The following is a 20,315-nucleotide window of genomic DNA, read 5'->3' as shown; positions in this document are numbered from 1 at the left end:
TGATTGTGTATAATCTATATTGCTCAACGCTAGTTTTATAATAATTATTTACTCATAGCCATGTGCTTCCTGTTACAAACAAAAAGCACATGAGAGAAAAAATGGCGAAATGGTAATCTTTGCAATATTTATTCTTGAACTTGTTGCGTCAAGAACGAGTTCCGGTTTTTATTTAGTTAATGGCATTAAAACTACAAGGACAGATTGGATTTTTGTATTAGTTTGTAACTTTGTTAAAAACAAGGTTAGCTAGATAGCTTACAAACAGAATGTTTCCACTGTCGTGCCTATGTGCTTAATTATATTGCATCATAATAACAATCTTAGCTGTTGTAATCACATTAATTATAATATAACAAGGAGTAACATACCTGCTTCGCAAAACTAGTGCAGTAAAAACGCGATAATGCTGAATAGGACGCTTGTCTGTCGACCACAGCTCTCTGTTTTAGCGTGCTGTTAACGTTAAGATTAAATTATAGCTTCGAGATATATCTACACATAAGAGATTGTACGGTTGTTGAACCTCTGTATGATGCTAATCAGCATACTTTTCTAATTTATATTGTTTAGCAATACCAAAGATATGATATATTTGTTGAAATTTTAAGCTTTGTCTTCTTTATCCTCGGAGGAGGAGGGGAGTGTTTGCTCCGAAACATTATTAAAAAGTTTAAATCAATAACGTGTCTATGTGAATGTTCGATCAGGTCTTAATCTTCCAGCCTAAGGGCATAATTTTGAACTTCCTGTAAGAATGTGGAATTATCGATCGTACGGGGGTCATCCTTAACATTTTCTCAGAATGAGCGCCAAAAAAAACGGTAAAATACATGGTAGAAATGATCCACACAATTGAGTCAACTTGCTAGGATTTCTAGTATATATACAAGCGGTTAGATGGTCTAAGACAAAATCTATTGACTGCTAAGCTATTTCACCTAACTTCCCTCTCCGAGGCTTCCGGATTAAAATTTGGTGACGTGTGAGTGGTGCCTATTTGGTAGATACAGTATAATTTATATGCTACCTGTTCCAGTACTTAGTGGCGTACTTTAAACGCCATTTTTAGAAACCGTGGTAAAATAACCTGCAACCATATACACCTATAGATACATATTAGAGAAGCTGCCGACACATTTATTAGTAATTATATTCATGATGTGGGTGAGGTGCTCGTTGAGATCGGAGATAATAATATTTTAAACCTGTTGGTCATAGATAAAAGCCTCAACTTGGCAATTTTAATCCCTCCCCTCTTCGATCTTGATAAAGAAAAATTATCCAGCCGGGGTGGCCTTTTTCCCACAACAACGATTGGGCATATTCTATTGATGAATACACCTTATCTAGCACCTGAAAGGAAAAATCATGCGCCCATGAGATCGCTTGGTTTGCTCTTGAGACCGGGGGCGGGTTACGCCGCCGTTTTTTAACGGCTGCAGAACATACAATAAAAAGCGTAAACTGAAGGAAATTGCTAAGCATGGCAATGTTATTAGCATTGTTGAGTATCGACAAACATCGTTTATGTAATCAGAAAAGGGTGTTGTTCGACGAACATGCCTGACCGTCCTTGAGGAATTCAAGCTTAAATAATAATAAGTTAAAGTAAAATGGAGCAAACATGACGTGTAATCAGTCAGGTAATAACGAAAATAGCCGCGACCCATGGGGAAGTAACAATAATAATGGCAATTATGGCAAGAATAACAATAAAGGCGAACATGAACAAGGACCGCCCAATCTAGATGATATGTTCCGAAACATCTATCGCAAATTCAGCGGGTTCAGCAATAAAGGTGGTGTTACCGGAATGTTTGCACCAGACAGAAGCAGCCGTTATATCTGCTTGGTTATTGCGGCTGTTATAATTATCTGGGCGAGCAGCGGCTTCTATACGATTAAAGAAGCAGAGCGAGGCGTAGTGCTGCGTTTTGGCGAATTTGATCATCTAGTTCAGCCTGGCCTGAACTGGAAGCCTACTTTCATTGATGTAGTGACTGCAGTTAACGTCGAGTCAGTACGGGAGCTTGCAGCTTCAGGAGTTATGTTAACCACCGATGAGAACGTAGTACGTGTCGAAATGAACGTGCAGTATCGCGTGACCGACCCAGAACGATATTTGTTTAGCGTTACGAACGCTAACGACAGCCTACGTCAAGCTACCGATAGCGCGCTGCGTGGCGTTATTGGTAAATACACTATGGATCGCATCCTGACCGAAGGACGCACTGTCGTGCGCAGCGATACTCAGCGTGTGCTGGAAGAAACTATTCAGCCTTATGATATGGGGATCACCCTGTTAGACGTCAACTTTCAGGCAGCTAGGCCTCCGGAAGAAGTGAAAGCAGCTTTTGATGATGCAATTGCTGCGCGCGAAAACGAACAACAATATATTCGCGAAGCCGAAGCATATTCTAATGAAGTGCAGCCTCGTGCTAACGGTCAAGCGCAACGCATTCTGGAAGAGGGACGTGCTTATAAAGCCCGTACCGTGCTAGAAGCGCAGGGGGAAGTGCAGCGTTTCGCCAAGGTATTGCCGGAATATAAAGCGGCCCCGCAAATTACCCGCGAACGTCTGTATATCGACGTAATGGAACGTATTTTAAGCAAAACTAGCAAAATTCTAGTCAACGATAAAGGCAATAATAATATTATTGTGTTACCTCTGGACAAGCTATTACACACCCCTACGGCCAGCACAAGCCAAAATCGCTCGGATATCGATGCACTAAACCTATTGCGGTTGCCTACCGGTGGATCGACCGAAGTTTCACCGACACCTATTGCAGCCGGTAATGACAACAGCAGAACACTCATGGATCAGCGACGCGCTAATGCACAGCGTAACTGACTCTAATACGCACAAAAGGAGAGAGTAATTGATGCGTAAGCTTTTAATGCTTATTATGGTAATATTGCTAATGGTACTGTCTACATCGCTGTTTGTAGTGCAGGAAGGTCAGCGCGGCATCGTCTTATGTTTTGGTAAGGTATTGCGCGATAGCGACAACAAACCGTTAGTTTATAATCCAGGTTTACATACAAAAATACCGTTTATGGAAACAGTTAAGAATCTTGATGCACGCATTCAGACCATGGAAAACCAAGCAGATCGCTTTGTGACCATGGAGAAAAAAGATCTGATCGTCGACTCGTATATTCAATGGCGCATCAGTGATTTCAGTCGTTATTATCTGGCGACCGGCGGCGGCGATGTATCGCAAGCGGAAGTATTGCTAAAACGAAAGTTTTCTGACCGTTTACGATCAGAACTTGGCCGGCTGGATGTTAAAGAGATAGTTACCGATTCTCGCAACCGTCTGATGACAGACGTGCGCGAGGCACTTAATAACGGGACATCTGGTGATGATGAAGAGATGCATCTTACCGCGGCAGATAATGCTATTGCTTCCGCGGCTGCACGGGTAGAGAGTGAAACAAACGGCACACAGCCGGCAGTGAATCCAAACAGTATGACGGCGCTCGGAATTGAAGTTGTGGATGTACGTATTAAGCAGATTAATCTTCCAACGGAAGTATCTGATGCTATTTATCAACGTATGCGCGCGGAGCGCGAAGCTGTCGCTCGTCGTCACCGCTCACAGGGACAGGAGGAGGCAGAAAAATTGCGTGCTACTGCAGATTACAAAGTAACCCGCACGCTGGCCGAAGCAAAAAAGCAGGCGCTAATTATCCGTGGTGAAGCAGATGCGTCAACCGCCAAACTGTATGCTGAGGCGTTCAGCGAAGATCCCGCATTTTACGCTTTTATACGTAGTCTGCGCGCGTATGAAAATAGTTTTAACAGCAAAAATGATGTAATGGTGCTGAGTCCGGAAAGCGATTTCTTCCGATTTATGAAATCGCCAAAAATATTGTGTGCCGACACCGACCCTAACGGGAGTCGCACACATTCAATAAGGGCTCGATAACTCGGGTCCTACAATTTAGATATTGTTATGTATTAATTATTTTAAATAACTTAATCTCTATACGAAGTTTCCTGACTTACTGCTATAACTCGTTAGTTGTGTTTAAGATGCAGTTATTTTTCCTCAGGTAATTTATATTTATCGCTATAAATATTAGATATATTAGTGCAAACTGTGCATTGATCATCGGTTGCTAAATAACTGCATTATAAATTGTATTTTATAAGTAATAAATCGTGAAATTATGAAAATAAATTATTTAGCGATGAGCTTTTTGTTACTTTTTTCTGCTTATTGTGCTCTACATAGCAAGGATATACCTGATCAGGTATATCAAATAAATCTAAAATGTATCTAGTAAGTTCTACTTGGAACAGTAATTAATATGTAATTAATTATTTACTCTGTATGTAAATAACGCATTGAAAATTATATCTATTTTATGAGAAAATCAGCAAAATTATTTGAACATTTTTTCGCTAAAATGGAAACAAAATATATAATTATTAATAACATCACTGATTTTTAGTACACGCATAATGCGTCATAAAAGCCATCGTAAAATGCGCTTAAACATTATGTTTTAACGTTTAATTTTAAAGTTTGCTAAAATACTTGTAGATATATCAAATATTTTTGTTTAACCAAACATAAATGATTACGGTCATTGCTAGCTTAATTAAGAAAATTACTAACAAACGTTATTTTTTTAGAATAGATCAAAGTTCATAAAAATTGTAAAATTTAGCAAATACTATTCCTGACATCTTGGTTGCGCAGTAAAATACTCACAATAGATTATAGTAAAATAAACAGAGTAAAAACAAAGTATTGATACAGCATTAATAAATAAAGCATTACCATTCTTAAAATTATCTATACCCTATTTCATGCTTGCCTCTATTACACGTCATATAACGTCAATAACATGGTAATAAATAATATTTCTTACCACGCGTCATGTTCTTATCACTGCTTAGTAATAAACTAAAAGCAAAAAATAAATACGGCATTACGCTAAGAAAATATTCTATGCATTTGCTTACCTACTAATTTGAATAGCGTCTTATCATGACAAAATGTTTTACATGATCTTGTAAATAAAAGATAGTAATTTTGATTATGAAATAGGTATCTGAACCTGACAGGTAGATTATTTAGATGAAAATCATATTAATTAATGAGCATTGTAAATGAATTAGTTGATAAAAATAATTTATAATATTTAAACAAGCCATTCTTGATAATTGCACTAGTAGTACAATAAATGATATTTAATAATAAATAAAATGTCATTTTAATATAAATAAATATAATAAATTTATTAAATATATTTATCTAAACAATGTAATCGATATTTCAAGCAGTAAAACTATTTTACTCTGCATTATATATTTTAAGACAAATGCACTTGGAGTTTACTAAAAGCAAACTCTTATAAATTAATGGTAGTTTCAAAAACTATAGTTTTAATTTTCTTTACAAGCGAATAATCATGAGTGATTTCATAAATAAATAGATAATGCATAATTAACAATTATCTCAATATCAGTAATTTTATTGAAATTTATAATATATTAACGAGTTTAATATAATACTTAAATTAATTAAATAAATAATATTGATGAATATTAAATAACTTAGTAAACCACGAGTATCATGATTGTAACACAAATTATTAATTTGTATGTTCTATAACTAGTATACTATGTAATTCTAGCATAAGAAGACGTTCTTATTATAAGATTACTTCTTATAAGTATAAGAAGTCTTAGTTGACTCTGCAAACGATACTATCAAGTCTAAGCACCTATAATATCGCATGATGAACTAAAATAGTTTGGATTGTGAAGCTAGTCTAGTGCTAAGTCATTGCACGTTAACAGCTAACACAATCCACTTCCATATTGTCATTATTATCGCAATTACTTGATGTAGGAACTGATATTATAACTAACCAAAAATTACAGCTTTTCCCAAACACGTAAACGTTGTAGATAGATAAAATGCGTTTTATCTGAAATATTCAGCATAACAAATAGTCTTCATGATCAGCCTATGAGGCGCCATGCCATGTAGGCCTACATTTTTTTATTTTGCATAATAAGTTACTTAACATAGCATCGTTATAATTAACCTGATACCATTTATCATTAAGCTATAGTGTAATGGTAACAAATTGTTTTCTCTGTAGTTATAGCCAGCACACCAGCAAATAATAAACGCTAGGAAATAAAACATTTTTCTTTATTAAGTTAATCAATAGTGAGTAACTCATTTAGTAATTACATAAATTAATCCCTACTAAGTAAGGATCTTGCGTCTAGATGAGCAAATCAAAGCCACTTAGGTGTTTTCTACATTTATTCGTAAAACCAGTAAGTTATAAAATGAAAGTTAAGTATCATTTATTCTATAACATAGATTGTAGTCGGTATTTTACACACCCCGGGCAACTAATTTAAATTTTGTAGATAATTGTGTAAAAACTTACTATATTGCGTGTTTTCAGATAATGCTTTGTCTCCTGACATAGCCTTTCTTTAAGTGGAATACTTGTCTAGTATGTCGACGAGATTTAAAATCCAATCATTAATAAATTGTTTATAATCTTGGATTGAAAATTTTGCAATTATTAGCTAAGGTATCTCTGCTATACTTAATAAAGATGATGATCTTAAGTAGTAAAAGTTTGATTTAATGTAAGGCCTTACTAGCACCTCCTAAAATTAGGATTAGTATTATGCAAAAATACGCGTTTAACAATATTGATACCAATCATACACAGGTAATAATTACACCTGAAGAATTAAAACGTAAATTTCCTTTAAGTGAGTCTGAACAGTGCGTGATACGTGACTCGCGGTGCACCATTGCAGACATCATCCACGGTCGCGATCCGCGACTGTTAGTAATCTGTGGGCCGTGTTCTATTCATGATGTCGAGGCTGCCCTTGACTATGCACATCGTCTGCAAGCCATATCTATTGAATTAAGCGATCAACTATATATAGTTATGCGTGTTTATTTTGAAAAACCTCGTACCACAGTTGGCTGGAAAGGACTGATTAATGATCCTTACATGAATAATTCTTTTGATGTGGGTGCTGGGTTACAAATTGCCCGTCGTTTGTTGCTGGAACTCGTAAACATAGGGCTCCCTTTAGCAATGGAAGCACTAGATCCTAATAGTCCGCAATACCTTGGCGATCTCTTCAGCTGGTCAGCTATTGGTGCACGCACGACTGAATCCCAGATCCACAGAGAAATAGCATCGGGCTTGTCCATGCCTGTAGGTTTTAAAAACAGTACCGACGGTAGTTTGGCGCCCGCTATTAATGCGATGCGCGCAGCTTCCGAAGCCCACCGTTTTATGGGTATCAATCAGGCAGGGCAGGTCTGCCTGATTCAGACAAACGGTAATCCTGACAGTCACGTGATCCTACGTGGTGGCAAACAACCTAATTATCACCCCAAAGATATTACTGACTGCGAGAAAAAAATGGCGGAGGCTGGACTTTGGGCGGCGTTGATGATCGATTGCAGCCATGGTAATTCCAACAAAAACTATCTACGTCAGCCAGAGGTGGCACAGTCGGTGCTGGCACAAATTAAAGCCGGTAATCGTTCTATTATTGGTTTAATGCTAGAAAGCTATATTCATGCTGGTAATCAATCTGCCGAATTATCGCGAGAAGAAATGCGCTACGGCGTATCAGTGACTGACGCCTGTATTAGCTGGGAAAGCACAGATAGCCTATTACGACAATTGCACAGCGAATTGCGATCGGTACTGCCAGCTGTAAGGGGGGTCGCGTTATGGTAGCAGAACTTAGCCTCCTACGAGGCAAGATCGATGATGTAGACAAAGCATTGCTAAACTTGCTGGCTAAGCGCTTGTCGTTAATTGCCAAGGTCGGAGAAGTAAAAAGCTGCTATGGCGTGCCCATTTATAACCCCGATCGTGAAGAGGAGATGCTAACTTCACGCCGTCGAGAAGCCTCTGCATTAGGAGTTCCACCAGATTTGATAGAAGATATTTTGCGACGACTGATGCGAGAGTCATACGCAAGCGAAAATAACAAAGGGTTTAAAACACTATGTCCGAAACTGCGCCCAGTGGTGATCATTGGCGGCCGGGGACAAATGGGGCGTCTGTTTAAAAAAATGCTGAGGCTGTCTGGATATCAGGTCCGCGTTCTGGAAAAGGAAGACTGGCCGCAAGCCACTGCATTGCTGGTTGATGCGGGAATGGTCATTATAAGCGTACCTATTTATTTAACCGTGTCAATCATAAAACAATTGCCAACATTGCCGAAAGATTGCATTCTGGTAGATTTGTCGTCCATAAAAAATGCGCCGTTAAAAGCAATGTTAGCGGAGCATAAAGGACCAGTTCTCGGTCTGCATCCTATATTTGGTCCCGATATCAGCAGTATGGCAAAACAAGTAGTCGTTTACTGTGACGGACGTCTTCCTGAGGCCTATAAATGGTTTTTAGAGCAGATAAAAATATGGGGCGCGCGATTGCACCAAAGTAGCGCTGTCGAGCACGATCAAAACATGTCCTTCATCCAGGCGATGCGCCATTTCGCAACTTTCTCTTACGGCATGCATTTGTCAAAGGAGAATATAAACTTAGAGCAATTATTGGCGCTGTCCTCACCGATTTATCGGCTAGAGCTAATAATAATTGGTCGCTTATTTGCACAAAATCCACAATTATGTGCTGATATTATTATGGCTTCCAGAGAAAATATAGCGTTGATTAAACGCTATCACCATCATTGCAGTTCAGTAATAGCGTTGCTAGAACAGGGAGATAAGCAAAAGTTTATCTCCCTGTTTAACCAAATCAGCCACTGGTTCGGCGATTATACTACCGATTGTCTTGCTAAAAGCCGCGTGTTATTGCATCAAGCTAACGATAATCGGTAAGTAAGATGTTATAATTACATATCACGGTAGGCGTGATATATGTCCATTTTAAATACCATCCTTGTTACAATCGTCAGGAGTTTGTAAAGTGATATTGGTCACTGTGCAGTATGTAATTATGTATATTTTTGTGTATCGATCTAGATTGCAGTTGTGTTATCATGGTAACTATAAGTGCGCAGCGCCAGCAACATATAGACCAGAGGTAAGAATGTTTTTAATCGGTTGCTTCTTATTTACTTCTATATGTTTGTTATTTGCTCAATAAAATAAATAATGTTTTTCCGCTAGTAGTTAAGTTATTTTGCAATATCTACAGGCTATATTTTAGCCTGTATTATTCGCTGACCTGAAAAACAACAGTATAGTGTTTAAGAGCTACTATTTTAGTATTATCTTAGTGTTTCACAATATTTAAATTCCTACTGGTGGCTGATTTTCATTGATTTTTTAAAATACTCTCGCCGCAACAATAAACAATACAAGAAAATTAGGTGCATTGGATCCCCATCATCAATCATTTTTTATGATCGTCTAAATTGGGATTTCCCTTGTCATTTTTAGTAGGCTGCTTATGCATTTGGAGTGACCACGAGCGTAATGTTGAAGCCAAAGAGAGCATAAGTTGTTCTCACCGATTTTAAGTTGGTCACACAAGTTACTTACGGTGAAGTAGGCTAAGTGAAAGCATTATATGTTAAAGTTGGCGACAATACGATTTTTAATCGTAGATATATGGCGTTAAATTTTAAATAATAGATAACAAGGAAGTTTTAATAATATCTGAAAGCGAGATTTCGATATTATTAAGAAGTAATTCGCGCATAATAATCTGAAATTAAATAAGTTAAGAAAAATAGAAATAAAAAATGAAGACATAAAATTCGGTGATAAAGTTCGAGTAAAAATGCTTTATGGTATCAATATTCTAGCAGACGCGTTAAAAGTGACCCTCTGTTTTAAAAGAAGTAACGTATTACTAGATAAATATCTCGTATCTCCGATCATCACCCAAAGATGGTGTTGCAGTTGCACGTAAAATCGAATTATAAAAGAAATGTTGAAAACATGGGCGCCCAGATATTAAAAGAAATTGCCTCCAAAACTAATGATGCTATAGGTGACAAGCACCCTACCGCGACTATGCTGGCACAATCTATCGTTAATGAAAATCTGAAAGCTGTTGTGGCTGCTGGCATGAACCTGATAGACCTCAAGCGCGATATCGATAAAGCAGTTATAGCCGCTGTAAAAGAGAACTAAAAACACTGGCCGCTTACCCCAGCTTCGATTCTAAAGCTCTCGTTCAGGTCGACAACATTTCTGCTAATTCCGATGAAACCGTCGGTACCCTGATGGCTAAAGCGATAATTAAAGTAAGCAAAACAAGAATGATTACCGTGGAAGAAGGTTCCAGTCTACAAGATAAACTAAATGTAGTAGAAAGTATGCAGTTCGACCGCGGTTATCTCCTCCTCTTATTTATTAACAAAACGAAAATAGCGCCATTGAACTATAAAGTTCGTTCATCTTGATAGAGAATAAGAAGATTCCTAATTTCCGTAAAACACTGCAAGGTGCTTGAAGCAATTACTAAAGAAGTGAAGCTCCCCCTGCTTATTATCGCAAAAGACGTTAAAGGCAAAACTCTGGCTACACATTGTAGCCAATACAATGTTCGGTATCGATCGTTAAAGTTGCTTCTGTAAAAAGCACCGGACTTTTGCGATCCGCTGGAGGGCCATGCTGATGGACATCGCTATCTTGACAACTAGTACCGTTATTTCCGAAAAATAGGGTTTGACTTAGAGAAGCTACTCTAAAAGATATGGGGCAGATTAAACGTATCGTAAGCACTAAAGTCACTACCACCGATAGTAGCGGCTAATAAAAGTCCTTATAGATAACCGTGTTGCGCAAATCAACTAAAAGCGCGACAAAGCCACTTTCAATTACGATCGTGAAAAACTGCAAGAACGCGTAGCCAAAACTTGCAGGTGGGTGTCGTTGTCAACGTAGCAGCTGCTGCAACGTAAGTCAAAATAAAAGAAAAGAGGTTCGCGTTGAAAGACGCAATGAAATACTACTAGAACTACAGTAGCAGAAGTGTTGTAACCGCCGCGGCGCCAATGGAAGCACCGCTGAGTTAGATCGTTTCCAAATGCCGGCGAAAAACCGCCCATTATAACTAATAGAGTGATAAGCAAGTGAGGTATCACTGGTTACAACAACGCGACTACTAAAAGTATAATGGTAACATATGCTCGATATAAATATAGTAAATCCTGCTAAGGCAAACCTCCGTGACACGCATACAATATGCAACTTTTATCGCTGCTGTGATGATCACTGCAAAATGTATGGTAACTAATCTTCAAAAAGGAAGACAAATTTGCTCTAAACGGTGCAGGCCGCATAAGTTGGTATGATGTAATTAACTACCGGCATTATCCCCTCACAGCTTGCCAGAGAAATAAAATTATCAACCAAGCAAATTTTTGGGGTGTAACCATAGAATGTTAGTAGAAAAAGAATATTTAAATAAATAGACCGGTTGAAATACCTTGTAGGTATAAACTATTATTTTTTTAATAATGCTTTGTTCTAACAATAACCTATTAAGTTGCGTAAATACACAACGACACAAGTAATATAATAGCGGCAAGGGCTTTTATCGGAGCATTGTTACTGTGATGTGAATAACTCAGCAATATAACAAAAATGGGTGGCTCTGTGGATGATGATTTAAAGCACAGTAAAACCCACAAAATGTGGGTATGATATTACTTACAAACTTAACCAGCCCAGTCAAGAAAAGATTCATCTTACGCTATTAAGCCTCTAGCCAGCAAGATTTATAGCTAAATTTATCCATTGCCCATCATATATGCTAGACTTGTTGATATAGCCGTATCGGCAAGAGTATACACAAATTGTTTGCTAGCTTCTGGGCGCATTCACCCCCCTCAATGCAGGCACTAACCGTTCATAGCTCTCTAATCACCAGTTCGTTTTGATGAAGTAATATTACTTTAGATTACGTAATGCGTATCGTTATGTAACATACAACATCATCAATTTCGCTAAGGAGGTGATTTGATATACGTTGTCCACCAGAACCATTTGTAGTCAGCAGCTGGTTAAGACACACGTATAATACGTGCCGACATGATAACTAGCAGTCTACTGTGAATGTGCAAGATAATCATCTTACGACTCCTTTTCCGGCAGATACATGCAGCAGAAAAACAAGAGAAACGCAAAACAGCTACAAAAGCTTTGTGGGACTTAGCTCTTTTCACGCAACAATGTGGTAGTGTTTATGTGAGCCTAAAAACTCTAAGAGTTGCACAAGATCGGTAATGATCTCAGTAAGTTGATTTACTCCCTTCTCTTAATAACATGTATTAATTTTGTTTTAAAAACCAATATGATGTTAAAACACTACAATGGCTGCTCCATAGTGCAAATGAAGTTGTTTCTATCTTTAAATCATGCTTGACGGCGAATTATGCGTGATCCTTGATAAGAAATTCATAGATATTAGCAAAATTTAGGCGTTTAATATGAATTTATAAACATAAGCCTATTTTCGGTAACATTATAAAAAACTTTTAAATTTAGTGACACAGTAGAAACTACTTATATGATTAATATCAAATTAACGCACTTGTAAAAAGACGGTTATTTTAGCGTTGTATGAATAATCAAAACCTTGAATAGCTAGCTTACGATGCCAAAACCGTTATCAAAAAACGCCAAATAGCTAGTATAGAAAGCTAAATGCGTGCTGCCGTTGTGAAAAAAACGGTCAGCAGTAGTCGATGTGTCGATGTCTAATTTCTTGTAGCCAGAAATACTACCGAAACTAAGGCAATAGCCTGAAGACTATAATCGCCTGGATGATGGTAAACCCACTTACGCAAACACCAGAGCGGTGGTGCAGTACCTCTTTTATTTAGAACGGTAAAACGATTAAAGTAAATATGCTCTACGGCATATATATCCAGTGTTAAATAACGTGGCATGCGAAACATAGTCTTATCGACATTGTTATTTGCCTTTTGGCATTCATGGATCCTAGGAAACTTTTTGGCAAAGATTACTAGAATGTTACCACTCGTTTTTCTGTTTTTTAAATACTTTATGAGAGTTATAATATTACTTGCGGCTTCGACTGGAATATGAACAGCTTAGTGAAGCAGCTTTTTGAATAAGAAGCTATTTCTCACACAAAACCTAAAATCAATATGCTAGCGGCACAAAATGTATAGTAACGCTATGTTGCCAGTAAGATTTCTTGTATGTTTATTACAACATATTTAATCATGTTAAATATGTCATTATATTTTTATTACAGGTTATAGCAGTGCCTTTACTAACCGTGTGTAAATTCTGCTCATAATGAAGGCGATCATATCTCTGCGGGTCATGAAGAAATTTGGTAGCAACTCAACCTTCACTTTGCGTGAATGCTCGTTAGGTAATAAATTGACTTAATAAAATTGATTTGCTTAGGAAAAGACACAGCTATAAGTAGATATCTTACCTTTAATTTGCCTATTCTTGACTTTCTTTTTACTTTCTTGCATTGTCGGTTCGTTAGCCGTATACCCATGGGTCGTAGTATAAATATTTAGTTCATCGCGGATATCGCAGTTTATCCCTGTAAGGGATAATTATCTAAACATGTTGTCACCAATTATATTTCTATTTTCTATATTTTAAATTTTATTATAGTTTTCTTATTTTCTTATTTTCTTTATTGCTTCAGTTAGGTGACATTTGTTTACACTCGAAGACACAGGTAAACTTCCTCCTGTTCTTAAAAGGAGTAAAGAGATGAGCAATTCGGCTAGTTGGCAACCAAGTGCAACTATTGCTAATTTATTAAAACGTGCTGCTATTTTGGACCAAATCCGGAAATTTTTTAATGAACGCGGATTACTTGAAGTAGAAACGCCATTTATGAGCCAGGCAACAGTGACAGATATTCATCTTATTCCATTCCAAACTCGATTTGTTAAACCTGGTGCGGCAGAGAGCATGTCGTTGTATTTGATAACTAGTCCAGAATATCACATGAAGCGCTTGCTAGCTGCTGGCAGCGGCCCAATATTTCAGCTTTGCAGAAGTTTTCGTAATGAGGAAGTAGGACGTTACCATAATCCGGAATTTACTATGCTTGAGTGGTATCGCCCAGATTATGACATGTACCTCATAATGAACGAGGTCAACGATTTATTGCAGCAAATTCTAGTTTGCGATAATGCAGAAAGACTTTCTTATCAGCAGGCATTGATTAGTCATGTAGGCATTGATCCTCTGTCGGCGGACAAAAAGCAATTATATGATACGGCGATCAAATGGGATCTAGGTGAGGCAGCCTTGGCAGAGGACGAGCGAGATACATTGTTGCAATTATTGTTTGCGATGGTCGTAGAACCTAACATAGGGCATGATAAGCCCGCTTTTGTATACCATTTTCCTGCTTCTCAGGCTGCGCTGGCTAAAATCAACACTGAGGATCATAGGGTAGCGAATAGGTTTGAAGTTTATTTTCAAGGCATTGAATTAGCTAATGGTTTTTGTGAATTGACCGATGAGCGCGAGCAGCGCCAACGCTTCGAGCAGGATAACCGCAAACGAGTAGCGATGAACCTTACAGAACACCCTATAGATGAAAATTTCCTGGCCGCTTTGGGGCATGGAATGCCGGAGTGTTCTGGGGTAGCATTAGGCGTAGACCGACTGGTAATGTTAGCGCTGAAAGCCGAATGCTTAAGCGATGTGCTAGCCTTTCCTATAGAATGTGCTTAAGAGCTACCATTAACGTCTTAAACTATGGGATTTTCAGATGAAGAGCCTATTGGATATTTTTCTAAATTTATATCGGCGGTATCAATGTTGTTATTTACTAACATGTTGAGACGATAAGCATTTGCTCGCAAAACAGCTGATATGTTTTGCCGGCTGCCCTTTATGTGCAGAAATACGGCGCACTCTTTGTCGGACATCAAAGTTAGCCGTTATTCAGCTTGATAGAGTTCTTGTTAGCGGTACTATTATCGACCTTGTCTAATCTGTATGCAGATAAAAAGATCAGAAAATAACCGTGCTATATGCACTATAACTTTTAAAGTTTAGTGTAGTTACTTGATAACGCAGCAGCAACAGGTTCCTCATTTGTGTAGGGGCGCATATGCATCTCAAATAGCGGTAAACCCAACTATAAAATTTACCAAAATCTTTCAGCACTAGCAAATCTATCATCAGCTGGCAACGGCTGATCTGCTTATAATATAATATGTGTAACTAACTTTCTCATATTAGCTCCCGTAGGTTGGAGAGCTCCGTAAAACTCGCGTTACAATATTAGATTGTAACCAACTGACTAACTATTTAATTATATTATATTAGTTAATCAATATGATTTCTTTTCGATCCTAGTCGGTAAATGGTAGGTGGGACGCGAGTATTTCATTACGAAGTCATAATATTCGTAAGAGTACGAATAATTACATCATTGCCAATCCAAATCAGTTTTTTAAGTAAAATCATCAGGCTCAAAATAAAATTTGCGAATATTTTAGGTCTAATTCCTAGAATAAAATTCTATCCCTAGCAACATTAAGCCGTATTTAATTAAAGCAGCAATGAAATAACCTTTTCTTGGAGTCGGGATAAATTCAAATGTTGCAGCACTGCTAGTTCTAGCAGTAAGGTAAGTTGCGTGCTATCTGGTTGTAATAATAAAAAAACAGAATGGTTATTTATGCTGCTCTGAGCGTAATTGGCTAAACTATATCTACTCCCTCTATAAGTAAATAGCATCCTATAAATAATATTTATAATAAAGACGAAGGTCGCGTGCAACTTCGATAAAAAGATAATCCTAACCGATAACAACGCACATAAGCGTTAGCATAAAACATATGCGCTCTAGCCACTGTACGCTAATGTTATCTTTAGCACTCTTAGTCGATTTAGTCGTCAACCATTATTTAGTAGCATGCTGTAGCCAGACATTATAACATAATGTTATGTATATCAAAATATAACAACATTCTCAGGCTTGTGATGTTCAGGTTATTAGTCACCACAAACCGAACAATCGAACAACATCAAACAACATAAATTCCCGATCACTTTAATTATCAGCTAATATCAGTGCCATAATCAGCAGTACAATCATGTTATGACCAACAGTATCTAGTTATGAAAATTTATTTTACGTCTTAAAAATATAAGCGCTTTATAAGAGTAGTCGTGAATCATATAGTTAGTTATCAGGCTGCTTAGAGATTAGATAAAATCTATGTGTTGCATCTAGTTAGCAATATAAGGAGTTCCACTATTAGTTTGCAACTCGGCGTTGATTGACTTGGTAGCTCGCCAATTCATTCCGAAAATTTTTTGTGTGCTTAATTTCCTGTTTTGCCTATTTATTGACACGAGCCAGACTATTAAGTTGTTTGCACAAAAGTTCCACATAGCCTTGATACGCATGGTTATGGCATTTTTGGCAGCGCTTATTGCACTGGCGCAATAACTTATGAACGTTATTACAACTTAAATAAATAAAAATATTTTTACTTTGAACTAGCTAGCAACTTCGTTCACCCCCCGAGTGCATTAAGCTATAAATTAATCTGTAACAGCCGTTAATTTAGTTGACTTCTGTTGAATTTTAGATTAGGAAAAACAAGTTCATTTATTTTGATTTTTTTATTTATCCCGCAGCTAACTGCAGGATAAATAAAAAATCCTAGGTAATTCTCTTAAAGATTACTATAGTTTAAAACTATATTTTAAAATTGTACCTCGTTTGTTAGGTTGACAGAAAAGATCCCTAGCAAGGGTAACAACCTACGGGAAGACTATGTTAATGATCAAAGCAATAGACTATCTTATTAACCGTATATAATTCAGGTTAGTCGTTTGTCGACCTGATCTAGTCCTTTGCCTAATCTCTGGCCTACTCTAGTCACATAGCTAGTATACAAATGTTCACCCAGCAGCACGTTTTTGCCGACGAACAGGTTAATGACTGTTGAACCCAGCTTAAATCGCCCCATTTCTTGTCCTTTTAAGAGGACCACAACCTCAGCTTCGTTTGATAACGGATAGCGCCAGCGTTTAATAATTCCCGCCCGCGGCGGCGTAATAGTGCCCGCCCATACAGTTTGGATACTACCGACAATATTTGCACCAACCAAAATTTGCGCCATAGGTCCAAAATCAGTGTCGAATAGACAAATCACCCTTTCATTGCGTGCAAATAAGTTTGGGATGTAATCTGCAGTCAGCATATTTACCGAAAATAAATCTCCAGGAACGTACAACATTTCGCGCAACACACCGTTACACGGCATATGAACGCGATGATAATCTCGGGGAGCTAGATATGTTGTGGCAAACTTGCCATTGCGAAAATAAGCGATCATCGACTCATTACCGGCTAACAGTGCTTCCAAGCTGTAATAATGTTTTTTTGCCTGAAAAATCTGCTCACCATCAATAGAACCGAACTGCGAAATAACCCCATCTGCCGGCAAGACCAGTGCTTCCGGATCGGCATCAATAGGTCGAACGTCATCGCGCAACGACCGGACAAAAAATGCGTTAAAGGTTGGATAGGCCGTCAGATCTGACTGCTGCGCTTCTTGCATATCGACATTATATAGGCGCACGAACAACATAATAACCCAGCGGGTAAGCAAGCCGCCACGGCGTTCTGCACACCAACCGACCAGCGACGTTAGCCAACGCTGAGGCAACAGGTGTAGTAGAGCTATCTTTATCTTGTCTAACATTAGAGCCACCTCTTTCCTACTTTATTAACTAGCCAAAATGTGGTGCATATTATATCGTCAGCAGTGATACATATCAGCAATCTCGCCACCAAAAGACAAACGTGCATTAACCTCAACCATTTTATATATAATACAATGGTAATAAACGAAACGTTGGCAAGAGTTAGCATCGCTTCCACCGCAGTTCAGATTGGTATTATGACTACAGTTATGTAACTTTACAGGCACCAAATTACCCCTGCATTTGACAAAATCATGGGCAAAAAATCTGGCGCCCGATGCCAAAGAACAAACTTTCTGTAATACAAAAGAAAGAAATTAAATGACCTAGGATCTAAAATATTTTGCTTAATAACAGTATGCCGCTCGCGTTCCATAATGATGGAAGACACGATTCATTAAAATCTTTTCGTAATCTAATAATAGCATATTGAATAACCCCAGATTAACTAGTGAAAATACTGGTATGACTGAACCAGCATTTCCTAGAAATAACTAATTTAATTTGCTGGTATGGCTCTATTATCAAGCAACTGATAGCTTATACATATAATAGATAGTAATATGCGGCTTTAATTCCAGCCAGACCGCAATGTTAGTAAACAATTTTATTGAGTACGATAAGCAGTCTTCATTTCTACTTTGCATGATTACAGATAACGATTTATCATTTCCAAAAATAACTCGTCGTAAAGACAAGCAAAGGCAATAACGATGTTATCCATATTTGCCGCAATCCATTTGATGATGTTATACACATCGGAGCAAGTGAACAATTAACATTGCAGATAGGGATAGCCTATACAATGCATAATGCAAATAATACCTAATCCAGAACAGTTGAGATTTACTAACGTGTTATATCATCTATATCACCCTATCACTAGGAACTTGATAGTATGAAGCATATTGTTGCTACGGTAAATTATGCACCGCTCGTGATTGATTCCCCAATCATTATGTATGCTATGCTAGCTAACTATAAAACCTTTAGGGTCCCACCTTAACTGATTAGTCCCATTGTGAACGTCTCTGCGCTCACGTTATTACCAGCGTCAATGATGAAGTTCGTTTTGTAACTAACACTCTTGCTCTTTAAGCAATTTATTTTGCTGATAGCGCCTGACTTAGTTATGATATAAATCATATAGGTAATAACAATAACTACCATATATATGGTATCAGATAAGCCGTAAAATCCTTTACTACGAGTAAACCATGATGGTAAATGATTATAACCTGATTTGGATCGATCTGGAAATGACCGGGCTAGATCCAGAACGCGATCGTATTATCGAAATAGCAACGCTGGTCACCGACGCCAATCTAGCTATTCTTGCAGAAGGTCCGTTGCTAGCAATACATCAATCTGACTCTCATCTGGCGATGATGAATGAATGGAATTTGCGTACTCATACTGCCAGTAGATTAGTTAACCGGGTTCGGTACAGTCAGCTGAATGAAGACGATGCAGTGGCGCAGATACTGCCATTTTGGGCTAAATGGGTACCTGCCGGCAAGTCGCCGATTTGCGGTAATAGTATAGGACAGGATCGGCGCTTCTTATTCCGCTATATGCCAGCGCTCGAAGCATATTTTCACTACCGTTACCTAGATGTCAGTACGATAAAAGAACTGGTTCGTCGTTGGAAGCCAGAAATTCTGGCCGGGTTGAAGAAAAAAAATAAACATCAGGCGCTAGACGATATCCGCGAATCTGTTGCAGAACTAGTCTATTATCGCAAACATTTTATCTGTTTGTAATCTCCTGCGGTAAAACTGGATTGACGTGGTTATGTTTGCGGCAATCGCATTAATAAAAAACTAATTTCGTCGCGGAAGATCTTGCAGCTAGCGATATTTGTCGTAAAATGCTTCTTTTAATACCAAGACTTCATGTTAGGTCCATGCGGGAATAGCTCAGTGGTAGAGCACAACCTTGCCAAGGTTGGGGTCGCGAGTTCGAGTCTCGTTTCCCGCTCCATTTTTCATTATTACCCTCTGCAATATGCTTATTTTTACATGAAAATTAAGGTAAGCTATTATAATACTCCCTTATCGTTAATATAACTTTGGTTTAGCGCAAAATAATACCTTGTCATTATTTATCAAGGCGCTTTGGTCATTAGATGCAAAGCGGTCGGTTGATACTTGTTTATTATTGAATGTTAGTTAGGAAACATTATTAATTTCATGAATAATATAGCGGTTTCTATATGTATGAATGTTAACCTGGCTTAACGATCGCACGATCAACTATGCTGCAGCAATAAATATAATAAGGAGGATATTGCAACCAGTTTTAGGTATGCATTTACATGCCTGGTGCGATTTGCGCGTACGTCACAGCCATCTTAAGTGCGATACCATATCGGCTGTGTTAAGTTCTTTTATAGCAGGCACAGGACATTAGTCCTAGTACAAGGAATCAGATATTTTATTGATCGCACCGCGGGTGAAAACGATCTTAATAACTGCACAATGAGATTGTTACTCAGAATGTAAAATTGGTTTTCCTTTAACTTCCTAAGTTTATTAGGCGGTTCGTTCTGATGTTGTAAGATTCGGCCGCTATACACTTTCATCGATGTTGTACCAGAATCTCGCTACTATTACGCACATA

Annotated in this window: 9 protein-coding genes, 1 tRNA gene and 1 pseudogene; 10 read left to right on the top strand and 1 reads right to left on the bottom strand. The window is 37.9% G+C overall.

The genetic code is table 11. The features are described 5' to 3' along the window. The first annotated feature begins 1,172 nt into the window (after window positions 1–1,172). The 8 genes and pseudogenes from HBA_RS02285 to HBA_RS03500 all read left to right on the top strand — a co-directional run bounded on the left by HBA_RS02285 (window position 1,173) and on the right by HBA_RS03500 (window position 16,428). On the top strand, window positions 1,173–1,436 hold the full coding sequence (locus tag HBA_RS02285; protein WP_157774256.1) for a hypothetical protein: 264 nt from the start codon (window positions 1,173–1,175) through the stop codon (window positions 1,434–1,436). 191 nt (window positions 1,437–1,627) lie between these two features. Beyond that, on the top strand, window positions 1,628–2,857 hold the full coding sequence (gene hflK / locus HBA_RS02280; RefSeq protein ID WP_097032412.1) for an FtsH protease activity modulator HflK: 1,230 nt from the start codon (window positions 1,628–1,630) through the stop codon (window positions 2,855–2,857). Window positions 2,858–2,888: 31 nt separating this feature from the next. After that, on the top strand, window positions 2,889–3,938 hold the full coding sequence (gene hflC / locus HBA_RS02275; RefSeq protein WP_097032411.1) for a protease modulator HflC: 1,050 nt from the start codon (window positions 2,889–2,891) through the stop codon (window positions 3,936–3,938). 2,743 nt (window positions 3,939–6,681) lie between these two features. Continuing rightward, the gene (locus tag HBA_RS02270) at window positions 6,682–7,764 is read left to right on the top strand and encodes a 3-deoxy-7-phosphoheptulonate synthase (protein WP_097032410.1); all 1,083 of its coding nucleotides are present in this window, start codon (window positions 6,682–6,684) and stop codon (window positions 7,762–7,764) included. Further along, window positions 7,758–8,876: a bifunctional chorismate mutase/prephenate dehydrogenase gene (gene tyrA / locus HBA_RS02265; protein WP_097032409.1), complete on the top strand. Its 1,119-nt coding sequence runs from the start codon at window positions 7,758–7,760 to the stop codon at window positions 8,874–8,876. The genes HBA_RS02270 and tyrA overlap by 7 nt, the downstream gene beginning before the upstream one ends. A 907-nt stretch (window positions 8,877–9,783) precedes the next feature. After that, window positions 9,784–10,944, top strand: a pseudogene (gene groEL / locus HBA_RS03505) (chaperonin GroEL); the annotation flags it as partial. A 2,774-nt stretch (window positions 10,945–13,718) separates the two neighbouring features. After that, a complete protein-coding gene (gene epmA, locus HBA_RS02240; protein WP_097032405.1) occupies window positions 13,719–14,696 on the top strand; it encodes an elongation factor P--(R)-beta-lysine ligase in 978 nt (325 codons plus the stop codon). A gap of 1,555 nt (window positions 14,697–16,251) precedes the next feature. Beyond that, a complete protein-coding gene (locus HBA_RS03500; RefSeq protein ID WP_157774255.1) occupies window positions 16,252–16,428 on the top strand; it encodes a hypothetical protein in 177 nt (58 codons plus the stop codon). A gap of 376 nt (window positions 16,429–16,804) precedes the next feature. On the opposite strand, the gene asd is transcribed toward HBA_RS03500, so the two are convergent. Further along, a complete protein-coding gene (gene asd / locus HBA_RS02235) occupies window positions 16,805–17,692 on the bottom strand; it encodes an archaetidylserine decarboxylase (protein ID WP_097032404.1) in 888 nt (295 codons plus the stop codon). A gap of 1,218 nt (window positions 17,693–18,910) precedes the next feature. Between asd and orn the strand changes: the two genes are divergently transcribed. Beyond that, window positions 18,911–19,456 (top strand): oligoribonuclease, encoded by a 546-nt coding sequence (orn, locus tag HBA_RS02230; RefSeq protein WP_097032403.1) that lies wholly within the window; start codon window positions 18,911–18,913, stop codon window positions 19,454–19,456. Window positions 19,457–19,601: 145 nt separating this feature from the next. After that, a tRNA-Gly gene (locus HBA_RS02225) sits at window positions 19,602–19,676 on the top strand. Window positions 19,677–20,315 lie beyond the last annotated feature (639 nt).

This window comes from Sodalis endosymbiont of Henestaris halophilus (assembly GCF_900161835.1).
Lineage (GTDB): Bacteria > Pseudomonadota > Gammaproteobacteria > Enterobacterales > Enterobacteriaceae.
This window is presented reverse-complemented; position numbering and strand designations above follow the sequence as displayed.